The following is a 23620-nucleotide window of genomic DNA, read 5'->3' on the forward strand; positions in this document are numbered from 1 at the left end:
CGCCCCACCACATTCGGGCGGGCTCAGGTTCCCGTTTAACGATGAACCGGATGATCTTGCAATGACCGGCCCTAAGGCGCACCCCTTGAAAAAATGCCCTAAGCCGATTCTCTGCTTGCCGGGCAGCAGACCAGTATGGAAAGAGCTTTACACATGACGCCGACAAAGCCTGCCTCCGTTCCCTCGCATGACAAGCTCAAGGACGCGGCACGCGCATGGTTTGAAACTCTGCGTAACCAGATATGCACAGCCTTTGAAACCATTGAGGCAGACGCCGCCGCACAGAACAGCCCGGTACTTCCCGGCCACGAACAGCCCTCCCGCTTTGAACGCAAAAGCTGGAACCGCCTGAATGAAGACGGAACCCCCGGCGGCGGCGGCGTGATGAGCCTGATGCGTGGCCGGGTTTTTGAAAAAGTGGGGGTCAATGTCTCCACCGTGGAGGGAACATTCCCCCCCGACTTTGCGGCCACCATTCCCGGCGCGACCGAAAACCCGCATTTTTTTGCAACCGGCATCAGCCTTGTTGCCCATATGTGCAACCCGCTGGTCCCTGCCGCTCACTTTAACACCCGCATGATCATTACAACGCAGGGCTGGTTTGGGGGGGGGGGCGATATTACCCCCATGTTCCCCGCCAGCGCCGAAGCGCAGGACGATGCCGCCACCTTCCATGATGCGTTTGCCAAAGCATGCAATGCGCACGACCCGGAGTATTACCCACGCTTCAAGGCATGGTGTGACAAATACTTCTACCTTCCCCACCGCAACGAACCACGCGGCCTTGGCGGCATTTTTTATGACCGGCTGGACAGCGGCAATGCGGAAGAGGACTTTGCCTTTACCAAAGATGTCGGCCTTGCTTTTCTGGATGCCTACCCGCGCATTATCCGTGGCCGGATGATGGAACCCTGGACCCCCGAACAGCGCGATGCCCAGCTTGTGCGCCGTGGCCGTTACGTGGAATTCAACCTGCTGCATGACCGGGGCACGCTGTTCGGGCTTAAAACCGGCGGCAACACGGAAGCCATTCTGATGAGCATGCCACCAGAGGTTAAATGGCCGTAATAAAATGGCCGTGTTTCTGCCTTTAATTTCGCATAGTATGGAACCGCGATACCCACAATGAAGGCTATTGGTGTTTGTCTAATCTCATCCCTGCTTCTTCAATGATGCGCCAACACCATGGTCTTGCCCTGTCCCGCCGCCTGTTTCTGGGCGGGGCACTGGGGAGTATGGCCGCAGCGGCCACGGCCCATGCGGCAGATGACATACTGGTAGGCCCGGCCCCCACCGCCACGTCTGACCAGACCACAAAGCTGATTGTGGCTGGCAGTGCAGAAACCCCTTGTGGCGCATGGGCCACCCGGCTGGCTCCGGATATGGCGGAAGAGCTGGGGCAGCCGCCTTTTGACCTCACCTTCACCACCGGGTGGGACGGCGTAACAGGGGCAAACCTGTTTGATGCGCAGGAGCAATTGAGCACCGCATCCAGCACGTTACTTGTACCCGGCACAGCACTTATGGCCGCCATGACCGGGGATAGCCGCGTGCATTACGCGTATCAGCGCTGGCTACCTGTGTTAACAATATGCCAACCTAGCGTGGTTGTGGGGCATGTCAGCCTGCACCGCTCGCTTGGCGTTATTCTGAGCAGCAAAACCACCCGCATTGCGGTTTCCACCCCCACAGGGCCGGAACTGCCGACCCTTCTGGCCTTTGACCTGCTGGCCCTGCGGCCTCTGCCAGTCAGTGGCTATGCCACACCGGATGCCGCCATGGCCGCCCTGACCGGCGGACTGGTCGATGCCATTCAACTCCCCATGGATGCCGCCCTGAAGGAGCGGCTGGACACACTGGCCACCAAAGGGTTTGTCCCGCTCTTTCTCAACACCGTAGCGCCACCCGTGCCAACACCGGCGGATATGGTGTTACCCCCCACCTTCCCGACCATATTGCTGCAAGAACGCAGAACATCCACACCAGCTTTTCTGCCACAGGCATGGCAAGCCATTGCGTCTGCCGCCAGCCTTAAGGCAGCCCTTGTTCTGCCCCTGTTAACGTCCCCCGCCAAAGTGGCGCGCTGGCGGCATGCGGCGGAAACATGCGCAGCCAAACTGAACCTGCAACAGATTGCGCTGGCTAACGGCCAAACCGTACTTTCGGGCGCAAAATGCATTGCCTCCTACGGCATGGCTACTCCCGATGTAAACGTGGGCATGGCACTCCGCCGCTGGCTGGCACTTAACCTGCCACGCTGGCGGAGCACACCAGTCCCCCCTGCGCAGCCCTTACCGCCTGCGCCTGCGCAGTAAAATCCGGACAGAACCTTTATTCCCCTCATGGGGGTAAGCCAGCCCCAGTATGCTGGCCCGCATTTCCGGCCGTTCCAGCCAATGGGGCAGTTCGCGCCGTAAAATGCCGCCTTCCTGCCCTGTGCCCAGCCCTGTAATAATTTCCACACAGCGCAGGCCACGGTGGGCAGCTACGTCCATGAACTCTCTGAGCCGCACAAACGCTTCCTGCGCGACCATACCGTGCAGGTCGAGGCGTTTTTCCACACGCATGCTCCCTTGGTGGAAACGCCGCCAGCTATAGTCATCCACACCGGGCTGGCGCTGGCCAATTTTTTCCGCAATGGGCGGCGCTGGCCGTACCGTTATGGGGGCTACCGCTGGAGCAGGGTGGACTGTGGGACGCACCTCCCACAACAGGCTCCCGGCGGGCCTGACCTTGGGCGGGGTTTTTTTATAATGCGTTTGCGGAATAGCCGCAGCACCCTCCGGCACAGGGGGCGCATCCCGGCCGAATGCCGTATCGGCCATGGGGGGAACAAGGCTGGCGCTGGTCAGGGGGGCTACATCACGCACCACCAGCGCCCAGAGCTGCTTTTCCGCCTCCTGTAACTGACGCCGCCTTTTTACCACCCTGTCCACCTATCGCGCTTTATTCCAACCGATCTGGCCCGGCATACCCTGCCACAAACACAAACGGCCCGCCCCACAGGCTTTATCACCTGCGGACGAGCCGTTGTTCAAGCACAGAAAGCGGGCATCCTCAAAGATGCCCGCCCCGTATCCTTCTGTTTTACTGTTTGGTGTTGGTCAGTTCATGGCCTTCATACTTGCCCGTCAGGGTTTGCAGGAACGCCACAATATCCGCCACATCCTGGTCAGACGGGTTGCTGTCCGGCGTCTGGTAGCGGGCCATTTTGCGCACGGCTTCATCCAGTGTTTTTACGCTGCCATCGTGGAAGTAAGGTGCGGTCAGCGTAATGTTGCGCAGGGTGGGCACCACAAAGCGGTTCTGGTCCAGCTTGTTATGGCTGATGGCGTAGATCCCTTCATCCGCATCTGTCAGCTTGCCGCCGCGATCCTTGAAGTAATCGGACTCCAGCCCCATGACCTCGTAACCACCGCCACCAACACCAATACCGCTATGGCAACCCGAGCAGCCAATGGCCTTGAACCGCTCATAACCACGTTTGGCCTGCGGGCTGATCGCGTCTTCCTTGCCCTTGAGGTATTCATCAAACGGGCTGTCTGGCGTGATCAGGGTTTTTTCAAACTCGGCAATGGCCTGCGTAATGGTCTGCTGATCAACCTGCACATCCGGGCCAAAGGCGGCCTTGAACATACCGGCGTAATCGGGGTCTGCTGCCAGCTTCTGGGCAACTTCCGACCAGTCATGCGACCCCATTTCCAGCGGGTTCATAACCGGGCCTGCGGCCTGTGCGGCAAGGTCTGGCGCACGGGCGTTCCAGAACTGGGCGATCTTGAAATACGCATCATACACGGTTGGCACGTTAATCGGGCCTTTCTGGCCGCCAATACCTGTTGCGGTTACCAGATTATCCACCCCGCCCTTGTCCAGCCCGTGGCAGCTTGCGCAGTTGAGCGTGTTGTCGCCTGACAGTTTTTTGTCAAAAAACAGCTTTTTGCCCAGCGCAACCTTTACCGGGTCCACCTCCACGCTTTCCGGCACGGGGCGTACGGGTTCGGCAGCCAGTGCCTGGGTTGCACCCGTATTGGCGTAGTATTTACGCCGGGTCTGCTGCACCCATGCCAGAATGTCCTGCCGCTCGGCATTGGACAGATGCGCATGCCAGTGCAGCAGCAGGTACTGTGCCGGGGGCATGCGGTTCTGCACAATGACTTCCTCAATGCGCGACAGCTCTTCTTCCGATGGCGGCGTACCGTGTTCAAACGCATGCAGAACAGGTTCCATACGGAAATGGCGTAACCCCTGATCGCGATCCCGTTCCATAATCGTGTTCGCCACTGGCAGACGGAAGTAAAAAGGCAGGTCCCGACCTGTTGCATGGCAGTAATCGCAACGTGCTTCATTCAGCGCATTAAACGCAGCCAAAGCAACGGGGTCTTTATGTGTTGGTGAAGACGGCACAAGCTCTGTTGCCGTTACATGGTCGTAATGCTGCAAAAACGCAACTGTACCACCGTATGCCAGCAAGCCGACCCCTGCCAGAGAGACTAATATACGTTTCAAACCCCGATCCCCCGGTTCTATTTCTTTCTCTTATACGTTTTATTCATTCTTGAGCCCGTTGTGTTTGATGCACATCAAAATGTCAAAACGATTATTTTTATCGTAATAATAGATAAATCCGATCAGGCGAGCGGGCTGTTCACCAGATCGTGCATAAGACGTGCCCGGGCTATGGCCACGTACTCCGCATCTATTTCCATCCCCACACCACTGCACCCAAGGCGCTGGGCGGCCAGCAGGGTGGTGCCTGTGCCCATAAACGGGTCAAGCACCCGGCCCCGGGACTTGCCATGGAGCAGAATGCACTGCTCAGGCAGGGCTATGGGGAAAGTGCCGGGATGATCAAATTTTTCCGCCCGCCCGCGCACGGTCTCGTAAGGGATAAACCACGCATCCCCCCGGCAGCGGCGGTCCTGCTGGTGTCCACGGCGGGCAATGTTGGTTTTGTCCTTGTAGGGCACACCCGCGCTCAGCCGGTCCAGCGGCACATCCCCTTCGAGCGTGAAGTGAAAAAGATGTTCATGCCCACGGTGCAGGTAGCGCTGGCTGTTCATGGGTTTAAAATGGCCAAAACTATCCTCCCCCACGGAGATGGATTTGACCCATGAAATATGGTTTTGCAGCACAAACAGGTCGCGCAGGCGCACGGCCAGTTCAAACGGCAGCCACGGCTGTGCAGATGAGCCTGAGATATTCAGAAAAAACGATCCGTCCGGCTTAAGCACCCGCTGTAACTGTGTGGCAACCTCCACCATCCAGTCCAGATAATCGTTTTCTTCCCGCCGGTCGGGGTAGCTCCGGTAGGACAGGCCAATATTGTAGGGGGGAGATGTAACAATCACATCCACGGTTTCGGCCTGCATGCGCCGTAATGCGCGCAGGCAGTCGCCTAGAACAATGTCCTGACGACCAACCTTATAGCGTTTTGCCCGTACGGGCGGAGTGGTGGAACCCGTGACCGGCTTGTCCGCACTCACGCACTACGCGCCGCCGCAAGACGCCAGCCACTGCCACCAACGCCCAGCAGGCGTTCCAGCGTCCACATATCGGAAAACTCGGTCACGGCATCCGTGCCGGTGACTGGCTGGCCAGCCTGATCTTCCACCAGACTGATCTGGTCGGAAACAATGCGCACATCAATGGCGACCCCAAGCCCTACGTCCAGCTTTGTCAGCCGCACGTCCTCAATGGCGAGCGAGCGCACGGCCTGAATGTCTGTCCGCTGTTTCTGCCCGGCGGCTTCACGCGCGGTAATGGCGGCATCGAAGGAGTTATAGACCGCGGGTGTCAGGTAGGTTTGCAGCACATCCCGGTTGCCCTGGGCGTAGGCTTCCACAACCTGTGAAAACACGGTCTGCACGCTCATCAGGAACTGCTGGGGGGTAAATGCTGTATCCTGCTGGTTAATCTCAACCAGCAGTTGCCCAACCCGCGTGCCGGGGGATGGCACATCGTATTCAACAGCGGGGCCAACTGGCTCCACCTTGTTTTCCACCACACGGGGCGCTGCCTCCGCACGGGGGGGAACAGGCATGGTGGGGGGCTGGATGCCAACACGCTTACCCAGAACACTCCGCAAGCGCAGAGCCAGAAAAGCGGCTACCAAAGCCAGAAGAACCAGATCGACCGGAAAGTGGTCGAGAGAAAAATCCATCTGTTAAACGTCCACCAATCTGCCTGCACACAGCGTTTGCAGGTTTATATATTATTACGGGAAGAGCACTTTCCCTCGGGCTCTCATTATCACATAGTCATGACAGAGTGCGGTTACAATGAATACCAGTCCATCCGCCCTTGTAAAAGACCATTCCTGTTTTAAAAACCACTCAGGCTACCATGATCATCCTGCGTCATTGCGAAAGTGAGTTCAACCGCCTGTATAACCTGAGCGGGCGAGACCCCTGTGTGCCCGACCCTGCCCTTTCCGCCCATGGGCAGGACCACGCCCATGCTCTGGTGGATGAACTCCGGCACAAAAACATTACGCGCATTCTGGTTTCGCCCTTTACCCGTACTCTGCAAACCGCCACCCCCATTGCCCGCGCGCTGGGCCTTACACCACAGATAACGCCCCTTGTGCGCGAGCGGGGTATGTATTCGTGCGATGTGGGCTCCCCCGCCTCCGCACTCATGCAGGACTGGCCGCAGCTTGATTTTGCCCACCTGCCGGAAAAATGGTGGTCTCCCTTACCAGAATCCGACCGTGCACTCAGCCTGCGGGCGCAGCAGTTCCGTGAGCAGATGCGCAAGGACGCCCCGCATGAGCACACATTGGTTGTTTCCCACTGGTGGTTCCTGCTTGAACTGAGCAACCAAAGCCTGGAAAACGGGGACTGGCTGCATCTTTCCCCGTAAAAACAAACGCCCATACCCTCCCTCCGGCATGGTGCATACGCCCAGCAAAGACCCGGATTGGAGTGTTGGCTAACCCCGCAGGTCATGCTACCGCCTTAAGGGAACCCAATACGTTTGAGAGCAGGAAGCTGTCATCAATGTCCGATACTGCCCAGTCCGTTCCGCCCGCCCTGCCACTGGCCATTAACCTCCAGTACACGCGCGATCTTTCCTTTGAAGTGCCCGTTGGGGCAGAAATCTTTGCAACCCTGCGCGCTCAGCCCCAGATCAGCGTAAACATCGATGTGCAGACCAACCGCCTGCAGAGTGATCAGATGGTTTACGAAGTCATCCTGAGCATCAAGGCCGAAGCCAAGGAAGCCCCGGAAACGGAAAACGGCCCCGCCGGGCGCACGGTGTTCCTGACCGAACTGGTTTATGCAGCCGTTGTCACCCTGACCAACCCGCCGCCTGAACTGGTTGAACCCATTCTGCTGGTTGAAGTCCCGCGCCTGATCTTCCCCTACGCGCGCAACATCATCAGCGATGTCACGCGTGATGGTGGGTTCCCCCCCATTGTGCTGCAGCCGATCGACTTTGTGGCCCTGTGGCAGGCCCGCCGCGCAGAATTCCCCGAAGCAGCAGGCCACGCATAAGCCTCTGCTTTGGGTGTAACAGCGCCTTGCAAAACCCGGCTGCCATTATGGTAGTCGGTTTTTTTTATGTGTTCAGGCAACCCAGAGCCGCAAGCATGGCCGGGGCATCGGGCGTAGCGGCCACCGTAACCGGCCCCTGCCAACCCGCAAGCTGCACCGCCTGCGCCACCTCGTGCGAAATCACAACGGCGCGCAGGGCCAGCACCTGTGCATTCAGCTGGCCACGGGGCACACTGGCCAGCCAGCTCCGAGCACTCCGGGCCGAAAAAAACAGAACCGCTGCAACCTGCCCGGCCTGCAATGCCTGACCGGCAGAGGCAGGAAAATCCACCACCGCACTGGCTCGGTATGCAACCCGCCGTACAACACTAAAACCGTGGCTGCGCAGGCTTTGCGCCAGTTCCACCCCCTGCCCCGCACCGGAAAAAAGCAGAAGTGTTCCCTGCTCCGGGGAGCACGTACCAACCAGCAGACGTACGAGCGCCTGCGCATTACCCTTGGCACTGCACACGCTAACAAACCCGGCCGCCCGCGCTTTTTGCGCAGTGCGGTCGCCCACAGCAAAAACAGGAATGGAGGGGCTGAGACTTTCCGCCGCAGCGGCAACTGCCTGCCCACTGGTCAGCAGTAATGCAGCAGGCTGGCGTGGCAAATGCCGCACAGGACAGGCACACACATGCAAGGCCGGAGCAGGAACAGGTACCCACCCCGCGCGGGCCACCGCCAAGGCCGTCTCCCCCAATCCCGGCTCTGGCCGGGTGATGAGAACACCACGCGACAACGGAGAATGCGAAAACGGCGGAGGCATGGAAGGCGGCCTGTGTGTGTTTTTACGCGTTTTCCTCAAAAATATCGGCCGGGCTATCCCTGCGTAGGCTGCACCCGAGTTCACGCCCCAGCCGTGCGGCATCTTCGGGCGCACCACTTATGCTGCGCTTGAGCAGGAAGGACCCGTCCTCCCGCGCCACAAGGCCGGTCAGGTGCAGTTTGGGCGTATCCCCTGCCACAACGGGAATAAGCTGGGCATAGCCCCCAATCGGCGTACGGCATGACCCGTCCAGCTCTGCCAGCAGGGCGCGCTCGGCCGTGGCAACGGCGCGGGCTTCGTAATCCTCAATGGCGGACAGCAGTTCGCGCAGTTCAACATCGTCCTCACGCACCGTCACGCCAACAATACCCTGCCCGGCGGCTGGGACCATAACGGTGGGGGAAAGCACAATGCTGGCACGCTCGGCCATGCCAAGGCGGCGCAGGCCAGCCAGCGCAAGCAAGGTGGCATCGCACTGCCGGGCGGCAAGCTTGTCGAGTCGGGTCTGCACGTTGCCGCGTAGCAGGCCAAACTTAAGGTCCGGGCGTACATGCAGCATCTGCGCCTGACGGCGGACAGAAGCACACCCGACCAGAGCGCCTTCGGGCAGGGCCGAATACGGATCATCCGGGTCGGACTGTTCCAGCCGGGGGCCAAGGATCAGCGCGTCCCGTGCATCTTCGCGCTTGAGCGTACAGGCCAGCACCAGACCGGGGGGGAGTGTTGTTTCCAGATCCTTGAGACTATGCACGGCAAAATCAATCCGCCGGTCTGCCAGAGCCTCATGAATTTCCTTTGCAAACAGGCCCTTACCGCCAATTTCCGCAAGCCTGCGGTTTTGCACCTGATCACCCGTGGTGTTGATCTGGTGTTCCTGAAAAGCGTTCATGTCCCGCAAAACGGGGCAGAAGCGTGTCAGCGTGGTCAGGAAGGCGCGTGTCTGGACCAACGCCAGAGGCGACCCACGCGTACCCACGCGCAAAGGCAGGGAGTGACGTCCCGAATGACTGCCCGCCTTTTTCTGGCGTGCAGCCGCTTCTGCGGCAATCTCCTGCAAGGCGGGAGAAAGGACAGGTGAGGAAGGGTAGGCTGAATCCATAAGATGTGTCTATTACCGGGAATGGAGAAAGGACAAGATACGATGAAGCCCGGCTGGTCTGAAAAACTTGCGCGACCGGAAAAACATTCCGCCCCTCCCCATCCGTTGCATTCGTGCAAGAATACCGCTTTTTTTATGGTGCGTCCATGAGTGACCTTTCCGCCACCCATCAGCCCGCCGGGCCTGTTCTGGCCATTGAATCCTCCTGTGATGAAACCGCCTGCGCCATTCTGGCCCCCGATGGCACCTGCCTTGCCCAGCGCGTTGTCTCGCAGGATGGGCATGCGGATTTTGGGGGGGTGGTGCCAGAAATAGCTGCCCGCGCGCATCTGGCCCTCCTGCCTGCCCTGGTCGAAGCAACATTGGCAGATGCAGGGCTGGCCACCACGGACCTTGCCTTTATTGCCGCCAGCACCGGGCCGGGACTGATTGGCGGGCTGATCGTTGGCACAAGTTTTGCCAAAGGGCTGGCTCTGGCGCTGAATATTCCTTTTGTTGCGGTCAACCATGTGGAAGCCCATGCCTTGACCGCCCGCCTGCCCGGTATTGTGCCCGATGGTGCGCCTTTCCCCTACCTGTTGCTGCTGGTTTCTGGCGGGCATTGCCAGTGCATTGCGGTGGAAGGCGTTGGCCAGTACCGCAAACTCGGCGGCACCATAGACGATGCAGCAGGCGAAGCATTTGACAAGGTCGCAAAAATGCTCGGCCTTGGCTGGCCCGGTGGCCCGGCACTGGAAAAACTGGCCCAGATGGGCAACCCGGATGCCATAGCCCTACCCCGCCCGCTCCTGCACCGGCCGGGGTGTGACTTCTCATTCTCCGGGCTTAAAACCGCAATTGCGCAAAAACTGGCCCCTTACGGGCAGGCTCCCCTGCCCCACCAGTTTGCCGCCGACCTTGCGGCATCCTTCCAGCAGGCGGTGGCCGATGTTGTGGCAGACCGCATCAACCATGCGCTGGACATGATGCCACAGGCCCGCCTTCTGGTTGCCGCTGGTGGCGTTGCCGCCAACACCACCCTGCGCGCCAGACTGGAGGACGTAGCCCACAAGCGCGGCCTGCGCTTTGCCGCACCTCCACTCCGGCTCTGCACGGATAATGCCGTTATGGTCGGTTGGGCAGCCCTTGAAACATGGCGTGAAAGCGCTGAACGCGGCCTGCCCGCACCCAACAACACAACCCTGCGCCCGCGCCCGCGCTGGCCACTAGAAGACATGGCCCAGCGTTTTGAACCCGATCAGGCCTCCGCATGAACTATCGCCACATCTACCACGCAGGCAATTTTGCCGACTGCATGAAGCACACGTTGCTGGTCAGCCTGCTCCAGCATTTTCTGCGCAAGGAAGCGCCTTTTCTGGTGCTGGACACCCATGCCGGTATTGGCCGGTATGACCTTGAAAGCCCCGAGGCCGAAAAAACCGGCGAATACCAAAGTGGTATCGGCAGACTATGGGCAGAAGCGCCAGACAGCCCGCTTGCCCCGTGGCTGGAGCTGGTACGCAGGGCTGGCGGGCCACGCTTTTACCCCGGCTCCCCCCTGCTGGCATCGCTCATGTTACGCCCACAGGACCAGTTGATCTGCTGCGAAAAACATCCGGTGGACAAACGGGCACTCTACCGCCTGTTTGCAGGCCAGCCCAACATAAGCGTGCATGAGCGCGATGCGTATGAGAGCCTGCGTGCACTCCTCCCCCCCAAAACAGCAAAACGCGGTCTTGTGCTGATCGACCCACCTTTTGAGGAACCGGGGGAATTTGACCGTCTGGCCGAAGCACTCCAGACCATTCGCACCCGCTTTTCCGCAGGCATGATTGCGGTGTGGTACCCCATCAAGCACAGAACACCTGTGCGCCAGTTCCATACCAACGTGGAGCAGGCCGGGCACCGCAACGTGCTGGTGGCGGAACTGCTGATGCGCCCACCCCACAACCCCGATGCCCTCAATGGGGCGGGGTTATTGGTGATCAAGCCACCTTACGGTTTTGCCGCACAGGCACAGCAGCAGCTTGAGCGGCTGAAAACGGCACTTGGTGCGTTTGACGCCACAGTAAATGAACTGGTGCCTGAATAAACCAGCCCCCCCTTTTTTGCGCAAAGAGGCTTCATGCCTCAGTCGAAAAAAGGGGCGTGGATCTTGTGCGTAAGGGAGGCCGCCCTGCTTAAGCGGGGCGGCTGACATCCTTGAGCAGGCTGTGCCACATATCTGTTGCAAAGCCCTGCACGCCTGCTGCCAGAATCTGCACGCCAATGCACAGCAGAACGAGTGCTGCCATCCGGCTGACAATCCGCGTGCCGGTTACACCCAGCATGGATACCAGTTTTTCCGAACTGGAATACGCAGCCCACACGATCAGCACCACGCAGATAGCAGCAACAGTCGTACCCGCCGAATATGCCCAGAAGGAATGACCTGACGGACAACCCGAACCCAGGGCAATAGCCACGGCAATTGTGCCCGGCCCAACGGTAAAGGGCATAGCGAGCGGGAAAAACGCCGTATCTGCCCAGTTGGGCGACATAACGGTGCGCCCACCCTGCAGGGCCTGTTTTTCCTTCTGCGCTTCCACACTCTCCGGGCTTTGCAGCAGGGCCCATGCCCGCACGGCCACAACCAGACCGCCGGCCACACGCAGGGCGTTAACGGTTACGCCAAAAAACGCCAGAACAAGGCTGCCAAACCATAGGGAAACAATGATCAGCATAAAGGAATAAAAAGAAACCAGCCGCGCAAGAGCCATAATCTCGCGCTGGGAGCGACCATCGGACGCCTGAGCAAAAATAAGAGCCGCGCCAAATGGATTAACAATGGAAAACAGGGCGGGAAAAGCCAGCAGAAAAGAGGAAATCCCTGTCCTGACCATACTGCCGCTTAGCAGAACCTCGGGAAGATGCGCCGCCATAACCCTGCCCGGAACTCCAACACAAACACCACACCGGCCAACAGGCCGCTCAAAGAGGGACGTCGGTTACGTCCCGGTTGGCTTTATAGGTTTTTACAAAACGCGAGACCAGAGCAATATCCTCCGGCGGGTAACACAGATTGGTATTGCTGCCATCTTCAAGCGGCCACACATTCAGCCCGATGTCGTTATAAATCCGGATAAAGCTGCCCCCCACCTGCCAGAAGGCAAGCCGCAGCCCCTGCTGCAAGGCCAGATCCCGCAACCGCCAGATGGCCGAAATGCTGTCATCCTCCCCGCCGGCAGGGTCCCCCAGCCCGACGAGCAGGTTCCCACGGTGGATAAAGGGAATAACCGCATCCCCTGCCTCCCCCTCCACAAAGCCTTCGGGCTTCATGTCTGCAATGTCAGGCAGGGCGTGTTCGAGCGTTCCGTAATGCTCGGCCATATCCTGCGTCCATGACTGGATAGGAATACGGGCAGGCCACATCAACCGTGCCAGCACGACCAGAGCCAGCAGCACCGCCAGTGCCACGGTCCAGCGTACGGCCCCATGCGCGGGGGAGGCAAGAATAAGCTGCCACCAGCTCCCCGCCCCGGCATTGCGCGTGGCCAGAGCAATAATGCAGGCAAAAAACAGCAACAGACACAAAAGGTTGGAACGCGATAGCGGTTCGCTCAGCAATTCGGCGCGGCGGTAATAGCAGTTCCGGAACGGCGCAATGAACAGTGCGGACAACCCCAGCATAACGGGCACAAAAATTGTGTTCCCGCGCAGGAAGGTCATGACCGTTGCCACCAGCAACAGGCCCAGCGCCCCCCGCCATGCCAACGTTACCCGCTGGGAAAGACCAATGGCCATGCCAATCAGCGCAACCCCCATAAGGGAGAGCAGATAATTCCCCCCCACATGCACAAGGCCCGCAAACGTGTCCGGCAGCATGGAAAACTTGGGAACAGGCTCCATCAGCACAAGGCAGAGCAGCAGCACGCCACACAGCGAGACAGCGCCCGTTGCCACGGCAACAGAAAAAGCCGCTTCGCTCTCACGCACAACCTGACTGGGCCTGCGCCGGACAACCTGTGCATCCTTGCCACGTTTGCGGTTTTTCTTTTTGGCAAGAGCGGCATCCCCCCGCAGGAACAGCTCATGCCCGGCAAACATGATGCCCGCCAGAAAGAGAGGAATAATGTAGTAAAAAAGGCGAAAAATCAGCACCACACCCAAAATCTGGGGGGCAGGCATATATGGGCCGAGCGCCAGCAGCATGGCACCGTCAAACACCCCCAACCCGCCGGGCACACTCGCCACCAGCCCTGCCGTGTAAGATGCAATATAAATGGCCAGAAAAGAGCCAAAATCTACCCCGCACCCTTTGGGCAGCAGCACAAAGGCAATGCTGGCGGTTGCTGCAACTTCTGCCGTAGCCACCACAGTCTGCATGAAAGCCATACGGGGAGATGGCAACGCAACAACCCATTTACGGAACCGGAATTCGCGCAGCCAGAAGGACAGCCCGATATACCCGGCTACCATCAGCCACAGCAGCCCGCCCACAAAGGCCAGCACCACCTGCGGTACACGGTTGCCAATACCGGGCAGTACCGAAGGCTCCAGAATAAGCACCGCCCCAATAAGGACCGCAGCCCCCAGCAGGTAGGTGGCAGAGCAAAAGGCAATAATCTGGGTAATGGCAAAGGCGTTAACGCCCCAGTTACGGTACAGCCGGTACCGGACCGCCGCCCCCGAAACTGCCGAAAAACCAAGGTTATGCGACAGCACATAGGAGCAGAAAGCTGCAAACGCCGCCCGGCGGAAAGGCAATTGCCCATACCCGACCTGAATGGCGGCCAGCCGGTCGTAAAAAGACAGAATAAAGTAGGACAGCAGTGTGCAGCCAACAGCAGCCCATAGCTGGAAGGCGGGAATAGCCTCCATGGCCTGCCGGATGTCGGTCATTTTCAGGTGCCGCACCTCATGCTGCACCACAAGAATGGCCGCCACCATCAGCACCAGCCCGACCAGATGGGGGAGATGCCTCAGCCGCTTTTTCCATCCCTTTTCCCCTCCGTGGAGGTCAGGTTGCTGGTCGGGGAGCTGGGGCATCTGTGTCATCTACTGCCAGACCCTGCTTAAACCTGCGTATCTCGCAAGAGGGCGGCGTCTATAAGGGCAATGGTTTCTGGCACACCGTACAGTGCAACAAAGCCGCCAAAGCGTGGCCCTTCCTTTTGCCCCAGAAGCACCTCGTACAGGCAGCCAAACCAGCTTCTAAGCGGTTCAAACCCGTGGCGCTTGCCAATTTCAAACACCAGATTCTGCAAGATGGATGCGTCTGCCGCCTCCCCTTCAAAACCCCGCAGGGTTTCGGCCAGATCCACAAGTGCCGCGCGTTCCTTATCCGTTGGAGCACGGAAGGTTTTGGCGGGGCGGACAAAGTCCGCGTAATAAGCAATGGCATGCTTGACCAGCTCGGCCAGCATGGGATGCGTCTGCGGTGACACGGCACTGTCGTAACGGCGGATAAAGCCCCACAGCACTTCGGGCGTATCCGCATTGGCAACACTGGCCAGATTGAGCAGCATGCCAAACGGTACCGGGCTTCCGGCATCTTCCGGCACGCTACCTTTGTGGATGAACCATGCGGGATTTGCCCGCAGGTCATTCCCTGCCGGGTTTTCTGCCTGAAGGGCGCGCGCCTTGTCCGCGTGGGTCAGGTAGTCATCCGCCGTTTTGGGGATCACATCAAAATACAGCCGTTTGGCCCGCTGCGGCTGGTTGAACATGAACTGGCCAAGGCTTTCCGGCGGGGCATAACGCAGCCACTCTTCCACCGACAGGCCATTGCCCTTGGATTTGGAGATTTTTTGCCCCTGCTCATCCAAAAACAGTTCGTAGGTCAGGCCCGCAGGCGGTGTGCCGCCCAGAATTTTGCAGATGCGGCCAGACAGGCGCACGCTGTCGATCAAATCCTTGCCTGACATTTCGTAATCAACGCCCAGCGCATACCAGCGCATGGCCCAGTCGGCCTTCCACTGCATTTTGGCGTGGCCACCTGTAACCGGCGTTTCAAACACCTCGCCTGTTGCGGGGTCGGTCCAGCGCACGGTGCCTGCTGCGGCATCAATCGCGTCCATTTTAACCTGCATGACCTCCCCCGTACGGGGGTGCAGCGGCAGAACGGGCGAATAGGTTGCCCGGCGGTCCGGCCCCAGTGTGGGCAGGATTACAGCCAGAATCTGGTCGTGTACTTCCAGCACCCGCCGCAGGGCCGCATCAAACCGACCGGAGGTGTAATACTGGGTGGAGGAGGCAAATTCGTATTCGAACCCGAAACTGTCCAGAAACGCGCAGAGTCGGGCGTTATTGTGCGCTGCAAACGACTCGTGCGTGCCAAACGGGTCCGGCACGCGGGAGAGGGGCTGCCCTATGTACTTCTGCAGCATCTCACGCTGGGGCACGTTATCGGGCACCTTGCGCAGGGCGTCCATATCGTCCGAAAAAGCCAGCAGGCGCGACGGGCGGCCCGTAAGCGCCGTATAGGCCTGCCGCACCCAGGACGTGCGCGCGACCTCACCAAAGGTACCGATATGAGGCAGGCCGGAAGGGCCATACCCGGTTTCCAGCAGAGCCGGGCGCTCATCGGCGCCTGTGCTGCTACGTGTTGCAACATGATCGGCCAGTTTGCGCGCCTCTTCAAAAGGCCACGCGCGCGGAAGATCGGAAGCGGATGCTGTTTGGCTATCTGACATGCGCGGGAAGCTATGAATTGCGTGGCACCCGGTCAATGCAAAAACGCGCAGGACACCCTTCGTGGTGTAATTTTTACGCCCATTGACCCCGCAAACACTCCGCTCCATCCTTGCGGGCAGTCAAGAAGCCCAGAACAAAAGGTCAAACCCGAGTCATGCGCCGCACTTCTGCACTCATTCTTATTGGTAACGAAATCCTTTCTGGCCGCACACGGGACGACAACATCCAGTTTCTGGCGCTCCGGCTGGGAGAACTGGGGATTCCTTTGGTCGAAATCCGCGTGATCCCCGACATCAGGGCCACCATCATCAACACGGTCACGGAGTTACGCGCCCGCTTTGACGAAGTGTTTACAACCGGCGGCATTGGCCCGACGCATGATGACATTACATCCCCCTGCGTAGCCGAAGCCTTTGGGGTGCCGTGGGAGATTCATGCCCCCACCTTTGCCGTGCTGCAAGAACGCTTTGGGCCGGAAAACTTCAATACAGCCCGCCAGCGCATGGCCAAACTGCCCAAAGGGGCAACCCCCATTGCCAACCCCGTCTCCATTGCGCCGGGCTTTAGCATTGGCAATGTGCATGTGCTGGCTGGCGTCCCCCGCATCATGCGCGCCATGTTTGAAGAACTTGCCCCGACCTTGCAGAAAGGTGCGCCGGTTTTTTCACGCACATGGCACACCACACTGCTGGGTGAAGGCGCGCTGGCCGATGGGCTGGAAGCGATACAGGAACGATTTACCGATCTGGATATCGGCTCCTACCCGTTCCACCGTGAAGGTGGCCACGGTGTGGCTCTTGTAGCCAAAGGTCAGGACAAGCAGCGCGTGAACGATGCGGCACAGGCCATCCACGACCTGCTCAAAGAAAAAGGCGGCTCACCCGTGGAAGGTGAACCGCCTGTCTGATCCGCTTGGTGCCCGCATCCTGCTGACCGCGCCGGAGTGGTGCGGTCAGGTGTGGTGCGGTTCAGTGCAGGGCTTCACGCCCCATAGCCAGAAACTTTTCGCGGCGCAGTTCCTTCAGCTTTTCCGGCGCCAGCGGCAGCAGGTCTTTCAGCATCGCACCCAGCGCACCACGGACGGCATCCATGGCGGCGGCCGGGTCACGCTGGGCGCCCCCAACGGGTTCGGGAATGATCTGGTCGATCAGGCCAAGGCGCTTGAGGTCCTGAGCAGTCAGACGCAGCGTTTCCGCCGCCGTGCTGGCCTGCTTGGGGTCACGCCACAGGATGGAGGCGCAGGCCTCTGGCGAGATAACGGAGTAAATGGCGTGTTCGAGCATAAGAACCCGATCCCCAGCCCCCAGCGCCACCGCACCACCTGACCCACCTTCGCCAATAACCGTGGCGATCAGGGGAACAGGAGCGTCAAAACAGGTGGCAATGGAGCGGGCAATGGCTTCAGCCTGCCCACGCTGTTCCGCATCAATACCCGGCCATGCACCTGCGGTATCAATAAAGGTGAGAATCGGCAGCTTGAACTGGCCAGCCATCTTCATCAGCCGTTGGGCCTTGCGGTAGCCTTCGGGCCGGGCCATGCCAAAGTTGTGCTGGAGCCGGGTTTCCAGGTCCGAGCCACGCTCGGTCCCGATCACCATTACGGGCATGCCATCAAAACGGCCAATGCCACCAATAATGGCCTTGTCATCCCCAAACAGCCGGTCGCCTGCCAACGGCGTAAAATCCGTTACGAGCCGACCAATATAGTCCTGCGTGTGCGGACGCTGGGCATGACGGGCCACCTGCACTTTCTGCCAAGGCGTGAGCTTGGCGTAGATCGTGCGCAGGTGCTTTTCCGCCTTATCAGAAAGGCGGGCCGTCTCTTCTTCTATATTGACCCCTTCGGGGTCGGTCATCTGCCGCAGTTCGTCGATCTTGTTCTCAAGTTCGGCGACGGGCTTTTCGAAATCCAGGAACTGACGCATGAGCAAAGCCGATAGCACAATGGCGCTTAAAGCCAAGTCACTTCGTGCATCCAAATGTGTTCTGGGTGTGCTTTTTACGCTCTCAATCGTCCAAACCGGTGTTTTGAGAGGCTGAGAGCGGGTGATGTTCGGCCACAACCTGCCGCAAACGCTCGGTCTGCACATGGGTATAAATCTGGGTTGTGGCAATATCCGCATGCCCCAGCAGCATTTGCAGCGCACGCAGGTCCGCCCCATGCGCAAGCAGGTGGGTCGCAAAGGAGTGGCGTAACACGTGGGGGGAAAGGCGCGCAGGCTCCAGCCCGGCCTTTAACCCCACATCATGCAAGATCCGGTCAAAAGCCTGCCGGGTCATGGCCCGCGCGGGGTTCCGTCCGGGAAAAAGATAGGGGCTGTTCAACCCTGCATCGGCCTGCACAAGCGCACTGGCCGCCTGCCGCGCACTATCGGAAAGCGGGACAAGCCGCTCCCGCCCGCCTTTGCCGCGCACACTGAGCATGCGCTGGTCCCCCGCCAGAGCCTGCCGGGGCAACACCAGCAGCTCCGAAATCCGCAACCCCGATGCGTACAGCAGCTCCAGCGCCGCCCGCGCCACCAAAGCCCGGCGCTTTTTGGCGGGGGAGGCTCCTTCTGGCTCCACGCAGGCATCAAGCAGGGCCAGCACTTCCGATTCGGATAAAAAGCGTGGCAGAGCCTGCTCCGCACGGGGGGAATCGAGGTACTCGGCCGGGTTATCCGCCCGCAGGCCCTCACGCAGTAAAAACAGATAGAACTGCTTTATGCATGACAGGCGGCGCGCCACGGTACGCCGCGACTGCGCCTGTGCGGACAGGTCGGCCAGCCAGTCCCGCAGGCCGTCAGCACTCGCTGTGCTCAGGGTCTGCCCCACGGCCAGCAAACTCTGCGCACAAGATGCAAGATCAGCCTGATATGCCAGCAGAGTATTGGGGGCGGCCGCACGCTCGGCCGCCTGCATTTCCAGAAAAAGCTCTACACAGCCTTCCGCGTTGCTCACGGGTGAGCAGGAGCCTGCACTGTGGGAGAAATGCTGACCTGAGCAGGGGCTGCTGGCACAACAGGCGTTACAACTGGCACAGCAGGAGCCGGAGGCACGGCAACGGAAGGGGTTGTTGCCACCGCATCGGCCGCAAAAGGAAGGTCATGGTGGACGGGCTGCGGCACGGGCGGCCGACCGGCAACCCCAAGGGCGGCAAAGCCCCCCAGCGCGCCAAGAACAACAACGGCAAAAACGATCAGAACCATACGGCTCATTCGGGCAGGCTCCCCTTACAACAGATATAGGTGTGTTCTTTCTGCTCTATGTTAAGCTAGGCTTTATGTCATCACGTATCTCTCCCCCCTCCCCAACCACAGACCCGCCGCCTATCCCGCTTGATCTGGAGCGGATTGTCCGCAACCCCAGCAGCACGGGCATGACCTCCGGGCGCAGCATTGTGCTGGTCGGCCTTATGGGTGCTGGCAAAACAACGGTGGGCCGCCACCTTGCTGCCAGACTCGGCCTCCCTTTTGTTGACGCCGATGTTGAGATCGAGCGCGCCGCTGGCTGCTCCATTGCCGATGTGTTCCAGCTTTATGGTGAAAGCGCGTTCCGCGATGGTGAGCGCCGGGTGATTCGCCGCCTGCTTGAAGGCCCCCCCATGGTGCTGGCAACCGGGGGCGGCGCGTTCATGGATTCCCAGACCCGCGCTCTGGTGCGCAGGCAGGCGGTTTCGGTCTGGCTACGCTGCCCGCTGCCCGTGCTGCTCCGCCGCGTGGCGGGGCGCACACACAGGCCGCTGCTCAACACCGCATCCCCCAGAGATGTGCTGGACCGGCTGATGACCATCCGCCACCCGGTCTATGCCGAGGCCGAAATTATTGTCGATTGTGGAGACAACAACGTGGAACACACCACAACCCGCGTTATGGAAGCGCTTGCCCTGTCCCGCCGCCCGTTGCGGCTACCTGTGTCGCTGGCCAGAACGTCCTATGATGTGGTGATCGGCACGGACCTGATCAGCCGGGCAGGCGGGCTGCTGGCGCCGGTACTTCCACAGAAAAACGCCATCATCATTACCGACAGCACCGTAGCGCCGCTTTACCTGCAGAAGCTGGAGGATTCGCTGCGCGAAACAGGCGTACGCACCCGCAGCCTGCGCGTAACGCCGGGCGAGCAGAGCAAATGCCTGACCGTTTACCAGCACCTGACAGACGCGATTCTGGAACAGGGCGTGGAGCGGCGCACAACAATCATCGCCCTTGGTGGAGGAGTCGTGGGGGATCTGGCCGGGTTTGTGGCAGCCACCACCCTGCGCGGACTGCCTTTTGTGCAAATCCCGACCACCCTGCTTTCGCAGGTCGATTCTTCTGTGGGTGGTAAAACAGGCATCAACACACGCTGGGGCAAAAACCTGCTGGGCGCGTTCCATCAGCCTTTGTGTGTGCTGGCGGATGTGACCACGCTCAGCAGCCTCCCCCGGCGCGAGCTGGTTGCGGGGTATGCCGAAATCGTCAAATCCGGCCTGATCGGTGACCCGGCTCTGTTTAACTGGTGCGAGAAACACGGCGCGGCCGTGCTGGACCAAGAGCCTGAAGCACTAGCCGAAGCCGTGCGGCAGGCCTGCGCCTTCAAGGCCCGCGTTGTGGCGGCAGATGAGCGTGAGGAGCAGAAAAGCAACGGGCGCGCGCTGCTCAACCTCGGCCATACCTTTGGCCACGCGCTGGAAGCCGAGCTTGGTTACGATGGCCGCCTGTTGCATGGCGAGGCTGTATCCATCGGGCTGAATCTGGCCTTTGCGCTTTCAGTCAGGCTCGGACTTTGCCCGGAGCAGGATCAACTCCGCGTGACACAGCACCTGGAAAGCCTGAACATGCCCGCGCATATCCGGGACCTGCCCCAGACCTTTGCCGTGGAAGACCTGATGGCCCACATGCAACGGGACAAGAAGATGCAGGACGGGCGTCTCTCGTTCGTTCTTGCCCACGGAATCGGTCGTGCCTTTACAACACAGGACGTTCCTGCAGATGCAGTCAGGGAAGTTCTGGTCTGCGATGGCGCGCAGGGGTGAGAAGCAGACAGCCATGCACTTTATTTTTGGGGCGTTGCATTTTTGCCACCAGCCTCAATTCCGCCTTATTCTGGCGCGAGAGCATGGCTTAAATCTGCAACGGCAGAGCTATTGGACACAGTAAACGAAGCAACAACCGCGCAGCATGCAGCCAGTTCATGTTCATGCTGCAAAATGAGCTGTTGCAACGAAAGCACTGCTGTGTCTTTTAGTCGACAGGAGTATGAAACGTCGCTTTCCCGAATGGGTGGTGACCGCTTTATACGAATTTTTGGTGCATCGGGTGGTCAGTTACGCCAGTAATTGGTAGAACAGGCTCACCTAGATGAAATATTGAGGGCAAAAAATGCGTCTCCGCACGGCGTTACTCGCAACAACCCTGATGGCAGCGGCTCCGGCGGCCGCATCCGCCACCACCATCACCGGCCCGTATGTCGACCTTGGCGGCGGCTACGACCTGACCCAGACCCAGACGTTCAAAACCAAAGCTGGTTCTGAACCCGGCTCCAACAAGGTTGGCCACAAAAGCGGCTGGACCGGTTACGGCTCCGTCGGCTGGGGCTTCGGTAACGGCCTGCGCGCTGAAGTGGAAGGCACCTACCTGCGTTCCAACCTGAGCGGCAACACGGGCAATGGCTCGCGCAACCACGGTAAGGATTCTTCCTACGGTGGCTTCATCAACGCTCTGTATGACTTCGACCTGACGAAGTTCGGCATCAACAACGTGCCGGTTACTCCGTTCATCGGTGCCGGTGCTGGCTACCTGTGGACGCAGGAACACCAGAGCTTTGGTTCCGCTCCCGGCTACCGCGGCACGAAGGGTGGCTTTGCTTACCAGGCCATCGTCGGTGCAGCATTCGACACGGGTATCCCTGGCTTCCAGGTGACCGCGCAGTACCGTATGATCGGTCAGCCCGGCTCCTTCCGTAACGGCCAGTTCGACGACGTTCGCTCCGGTACGGATCGCACCAGCGTTGACCATCGCTTCAACCACCTGTTCATGGTTGGCCTGCGCTATGCGTTCGACACGGCTCCGCCGCCCCCGCCGCCGGCTGCTCCGATCGTTGCTGCTCCGGCTCCGCTGCCGGCACGCTCCTACCTCGTGTTCTTCGACTGGGATAAGTCTGTCCTGAGCGCACGCGCTCGTCAGATCGTGGCTGAAGCTGCTCAGGCTTCCACCCACGTTCAGACCACCCGCATCGAAGTTAACGGTTACACCGATAACTCCGCAGCTCACCCCGGCCCGCGCGGCGAAAAGTACAATCTGGGCCTGTCCCTGCATCGTGCTGAAAGCGTGAAGGCTGAGCTGGTTCATGACGGCGTTCCGGCTGCTGCTATCGACATCCACGGTTATGGCGAAGCCCATCCGCTGGTGCCGACCGGCCCGAACACCCGCGAACCGCAGAACCGCCGCGTGGAAATCATCCTCCACTAATCGGTCTGCTCCGGGTTACCTCGGAACAAAAAGGGAGGCACCTTCGGGTGCCTCTTTTTTTTATGTCCTTTCGCTGGAAGAGCGGCCCTGCATATTTGTCTTTTTTTACGGAACCTTATCCTCAGCGCCTTTTTGCATTACTGCTGATTGCCAAGAACAGTTCAGCCGCATGATTGAATACCCTGCATGCGTGTTCTTGAAAAAGCCGATCAGGCAGTTCATACCCCTGATTACCCATTCGAAAAAAATACGTTCTTTCAATGAGTTACGCTAATACACCCGCCTCGATAGCCTTACCTGTCAAGTATTTTCAAACATAGTGTTGTACAGGCAGCGGCCTACTCTCCGGGCTCGAGCACGCCGCCATGCACCACCGCTCCCTGTTGCATATACATCACACCTTCCCTGCTCACGCCCCAATACACCAGACATAAGCAGAGCAAGCGCACAGCATAACAGGAGCAGTTCATACCCAAGCCATGCCACGCCCCCTTGGAAGATTCCTGAACAGGATACAGCGAAGCCCGGGCGGCTCCGTTTTTATATCTTGCCCTGAGCATTTTTTTCTGACTTTTGCAGGGGATGCGTTCAGTTCTTCCGTTCAGGCTCTCCCCACGCCTTTTGCGCTTTTTCAAATTTTGCGTTGTCGGCTGTCTGGGTTTTGTATGGGACACAGGCTCCGTTTACGCTCTGCGCCCCGTTATCGGGTTAACTGCCGCAACGCTGGCGGCTTATTTTATTGCCGCAACGCTCAACTGGATTCTGAACAGTTTATGGACATTCCGCGGCGTTGGGCACCACGAGCACCCGGTGCTGCAATGGCTGCGATTCCTTTCCGCCAACAGTCTGGGTTTTTTTCTTAACCGCGGAACGGTCTATACGCTGTTCTACCTTTTTCCGCTTTGCGTCCATTACCCCATTCTGGCTCTGGCCTGCGGCTGTTTTGCTGGGTTGTTTGCCAACTTCAACCTGACGCAAAAACTGGTTTTTCGTGAAAAACCACCCGCCTCGGCACTGGAGCTTGCAGAAATGACAGTGCAGCTCCCCCCCACCGACCCCACACACAACGCAGAGCCATAATCCTGCCCTCTTTCAGAGAAGCACAGGGTGCGCTACATTTACCCACAGGTTTAAG

At 59.5% G+C, this 23620-nt stretch carries 22 protein-coding genes; 10 read left to right on the forward strand and 12 right to left on the reverse strand.

Going from position 1 to position 23620, the window contains the following annotated elements; translation table 11 throughout:
* Nucleotides 1–153: 153 nt before the first annotated feature.
* Together hemF and ACSYTG_RS08830 are read left to right on the forward strand one after the other, a co-directional pair.
* Nucleotides 154–1068, forward strand: coding sequence for an oxygen-dependent coproporphyrinogen oxidase (hemF, locus tag ACSYTG_RS08825; RefSeq protein ID WP_095349017.1), 915 nt, complete (start codon nucleotides 154–156; stop codon nucleotides 1066–1068).
* Between the two features lie 74 nt (nucleotides 1069–1142).
* Nucleotides 1143–2315: a hypothetical protein gene (locus tag ACSYTG_RS08830; RefSeq protein ID WP_491706410.1), complete on the forward strand. Its 1173-nt coding sequence runs from the start codon at nucleotides 1143–1145 to the stop codon at nucleotides 2313–2315.
* Here the strand turns inward: ACSYTG_RS08830 and ACSYTG_RS08835 are convergent.
* The 4 genes from ACSYTG_RS08835 to ACSYTG_RS08850 all read right to left on the reverse strand — a co-directional run bounded on the left by ACSYTG_RS08835 (nucleotide 2292) and on the right by ACSYTG_RS08850 (nucleotide 6160).
* On the reverse strand, nucleotides 2292–2927 hold the full coding sequence (locus tag ACSYTG_RS08835) for a Smr/MutS family protein (protein WP_489782923.1): 636 nt from the start codon (nucleotides 2925–2927) through the stop codon (nucleotides 2292–2294). The two genes, ACSYTG_RS08830 and ACSYTG_RS08835, sit on opposite strands and share 24 nt — an antisense overlap.
* A gap of 160 nt (nucleotides 2928–3087) precedes the next feature.
* A complete protein-coding gene (locus ACSYTG_RS08840) occupies nucleotides 3088–4506 on the reverse strand; it encodes a cytochrome-c peroxidase (RefSeq protein ID WP_086645316.1) in 1419 nt (472 codons plus the stop codon).
* Between the two features lie 122 nt (nucleotides 4507–4628).
* Entirely contained in the window at nucleotides 4629–5483 is an 855-nt protein-coding gene (locus ACSYTG_RS08845; protein ID WP_489782924.1) for a DNA-methyltransferase, read from the reverse strand.
* Complete coding sequence (locus tag ACSYTG_RS08850) at nucleotides 5480–6160, reverse strand: Tim44/TimA family putative adaptor protein (protein ID WP_354859205.1); 681 nt, start codon at nucleotides 6158–6160, stop codon at nucleotides 5480–5482. Before ACSYTG_RS08850 ends, ACSYTG_RS08845 begins: the two co-directional genes overlap by 4 nt.
* A 182-nt stretch (nucleotides 6161–6342) precedes the next feature.
* Between ACSYTG_RS08850 and ACSYTG_RS08855 the strand changes: the two genes are divergently transcribed.
* On the forward strand, nucleotides 6343–6861 hold the full coding sequence (locus ACSYTG_RS08855) for a histidine phosphatase family protein (protein ID WP_489782925.1): 519 nt from the start codon (nucleotides 6343–6345) through the stop codon (nucleotides 6859–6861).
* Between the two features lie 137 nt (nucleotides 6862–6998).
* A complete protein-coding gene (gene secB, locus ACSYTG_RS08860) occupies nucleotides 6999–7496 on the forward strand; it encodes a protein-export chaperone SecB (protein WP_086645312.1) in 498 nt (165 codons plus the stop codon).
* 64 nt (nucleotides 7497–7560) lie between these two features.
* On the opposite strand, the gene ACSYTG_RS08865 is transcribed toward secB, so the two are convergent.
* Both ACSYTG_RS08865 and hemC read right to left on the reverse strand, forming a co-directional pair.
* The gene (locus ACSYTG_RS08865) at nucleotides 7561–8304 is read right to left on the reverse strand and encodes a uroporphyrinogen-III synthase (protein WP_489782926.1); all 744 of its coding nucleotides are present in this window, start codon (nucleotides 8302–8304) and stop codon (nucleotides 7561–7563) included.
* Nucleotides 8305–8326: 22 nt separating this feature from the next.
* Entirely contained in the window at nucleotides 8327–9403 is a 1077-nt protein-coding gene (hemC, locus tag ACSYTG_RS08870; RefSeq protein ID WP_086645310.1) for a hydroxymethylbilane synthase, read from the reverse strand.
* Between the two features lie 146 nt (nucleotides 9404–9549).
* Between hemC and tsaD the strand changes: the two genes are divergently transcribed.
* Both tsaD and ACSYTG_RS08880 read left to right on the forward strand, forming a co-directional pair.
* The gene (gene tsaD, locus ACSYTG_RS08875; protein WP_086645309.1) at nucleotides 9550–10656 is read left to right on the forward strand and encodes a tRNA (adenosine(37)-N6)-threonylcarbamoyltransferase complex transferase subunit TsaD; all 1107 of its coding nucleotides are present in this window, start codon (nucleotides 9550–9552) and stop codon (nucleotides 10654–10656) included.
* Nucleotides 10653–11474 carry a 23S rRNA (adenine(2030)-N(6))-methyltransferase RlmJ gene (locus tag ACSYTG_RS08880; RefSeq protein ID WP_489782927.1) on the forward strand — a complete coding sequence of 274 codons (822 nt, stop codon included), beginning with the start codon at nucleotides 10653–10655 and terminating at the stop codon, nucleotides 11472–11474. Before tsaD ends, ACSYTG_RS08880 begins: the two co-directional genes overlap by 4 nt.
* Before the next feature lie 88 nt (nucleotides 11475–11562).
* Here the strand turns inward: ACSYTG_RS08880 and ACSYTG_RS08885 are convergent, their stop codons facing one another.
* Genes ACSYTG_RS08885 through ACSYTG_RS08895 form a run of 3 tightly spaced genes read right to left on the reverse strand, consistent with a single transcriptional unit; the run spans nucleotide 11563 to nucleotide 16056 of the window.
* Nucleotides 11563–12303, reverse strand: coding sequence for a MarC family protein (locus ACSYTG_RS08885; RefSeq protein WP_095349025.1), 741 nt, complete (start codon nucleotides 12301–12303; stop codon nucleotides 11563–11565).
* 49 nt (nucleotides 12304–12352) lie between these two features.
* Nucleotides 12353–14419 (reverse strand): lysylphosphatidylglycerol synthase domain-containing protein, encoded by a 2067-nt coding sequence (locus ACSYTG_RS08890; RefSeq protein ID WP_165925086.1) that lies wholly within the window; start codon nucleotides 14417–14419, stop codon nucleotides 12353–12355.
* 17 nt (nucleotides 14420–14436) lie between these two features.
* Complete coding sequence (locus ACSYTG_RS08895; RefSeq protein ID WP_489782928.1) at nucleotides 14437–16056, reverse strand: lysine--tRNA ligase; 1620 nt, start codon at nucleotides 16054–16056, stop codon at nucleotides 14437–14439.
* A gap of 155 nt (nucleotides 16057–16211) precedes the next feature.
* Between ACSYTG_RS08895 and ACSYTG_RS08900 the strand changes: the two genes are divergently transcribed.
* The gene (locus tag ACSYTG_RS08900) at nucleotides 16212–16964 is read left to right on the forward strand and encodes a competence/damage-inducible protein A (protein ID WP_095349027.1); all 753 of its coding nucleotides are present in this window, start codon (nucleotides 16212–16214) and stop codon (nucleotides 16962–16964) included.
* A 61-nt stretch (nucleotides 16965–17025) separates the two neighbouring features.
* Here ACSYTG_RS08900 and ACSYTG_RS08905 read toward each other — a convergent pair whose 3' ends face one another.
* The 3 genes from ACSYTG_RS08905 to ACSYTG_RS08915 form a co-directional block, all read right to left on the reverse strand.
* Complete coding sequence (locus ACSYTG_RS08905; protein ID WP_489782929.1) at nucleotides 17026–17982, reverse strand: acetyl-CoA carboxylase carboxyltransferase subunit alpha; 957 nt, start codon at nucleotides 17980–17982, stop codon at nucleotides 17026–17028.
* Nucleotides 17983–18064: 82 nt separating this feature from the next.
* The gene (locus ACSYTG_RS08910; protein ID WP_491706463.1) at nucleotides 18065–18958 is read right to left on the reverse strand and encodes a tyrosine recombinase; all 894 of its coding nucleotides are present in this window, start codon (nucleotides 18956–18958) and stop codon (nucleotides 18065–18067) included.
* Nucleotides 18959–18993: 35 nt separating this feature from the next.
* Complete coding sequence (locus ACSYTG_RS08915; protein ID WP_095349028.1) at nucleotides 18994–19254, reverse strand: hypothetical protein; 261 nt, start codon at nucleotides 19252–19254, stop codon at nucleotides 18994–18996.
* A gap of 65 nt (nucleotides 19255–19319) precedes the next feature.
* On the opposite strand from ACSYTG_RS08915, the gene aroB reads away from it, so the two are divergent.
* The 3 genes from aroB (at nucleotide 19320) to ACSYTG_RS08930 (ending at nucleotide 23565) form a co-directional block, all read left to right on the forward strand.
* A complete protein-coding gene (aroB, locus tag ACSYTG_RS08920; protein ID WP_489782931.1) occupies nucleotides 19320–21050 on the forward strand; it encodes a 3-dehydroquinate synthase in 1731 nt (576 codons plus the stop codon).
* Between the two features lie 346 nt (nucleotides 21051–21396).
* Nucleotides 21397–22485: an OmpA family protein gene (locus tag ACSYTG_RS08925; RefSeq protein WP_165925090.1), complete on the forward strand. Its 1089-nt coding sequence runs from the start codon at nucleotides 21397–21399 to the stop codon at nucleotides 22483–22485.
* Between the two features lie 582 nt (nucleotides 22486–23067).
* Nucleotides 23068–23565: a GtrA family protein gene (locus ACSYTG_RS08930; RefSeq protein WP_086645300.1), complete on the forward strand. Its 498-nt coding sequence runs from the start codon at nucleotides 23068–23070 to the stop codon at nucleotides 23563–23565.
* Nucleotides 23566–23620: the final 55 nt, after the last annotated feature.

It is taken from the genome of Acetobacter sp. ESL1128 (genome assembly GCF_058505085.1).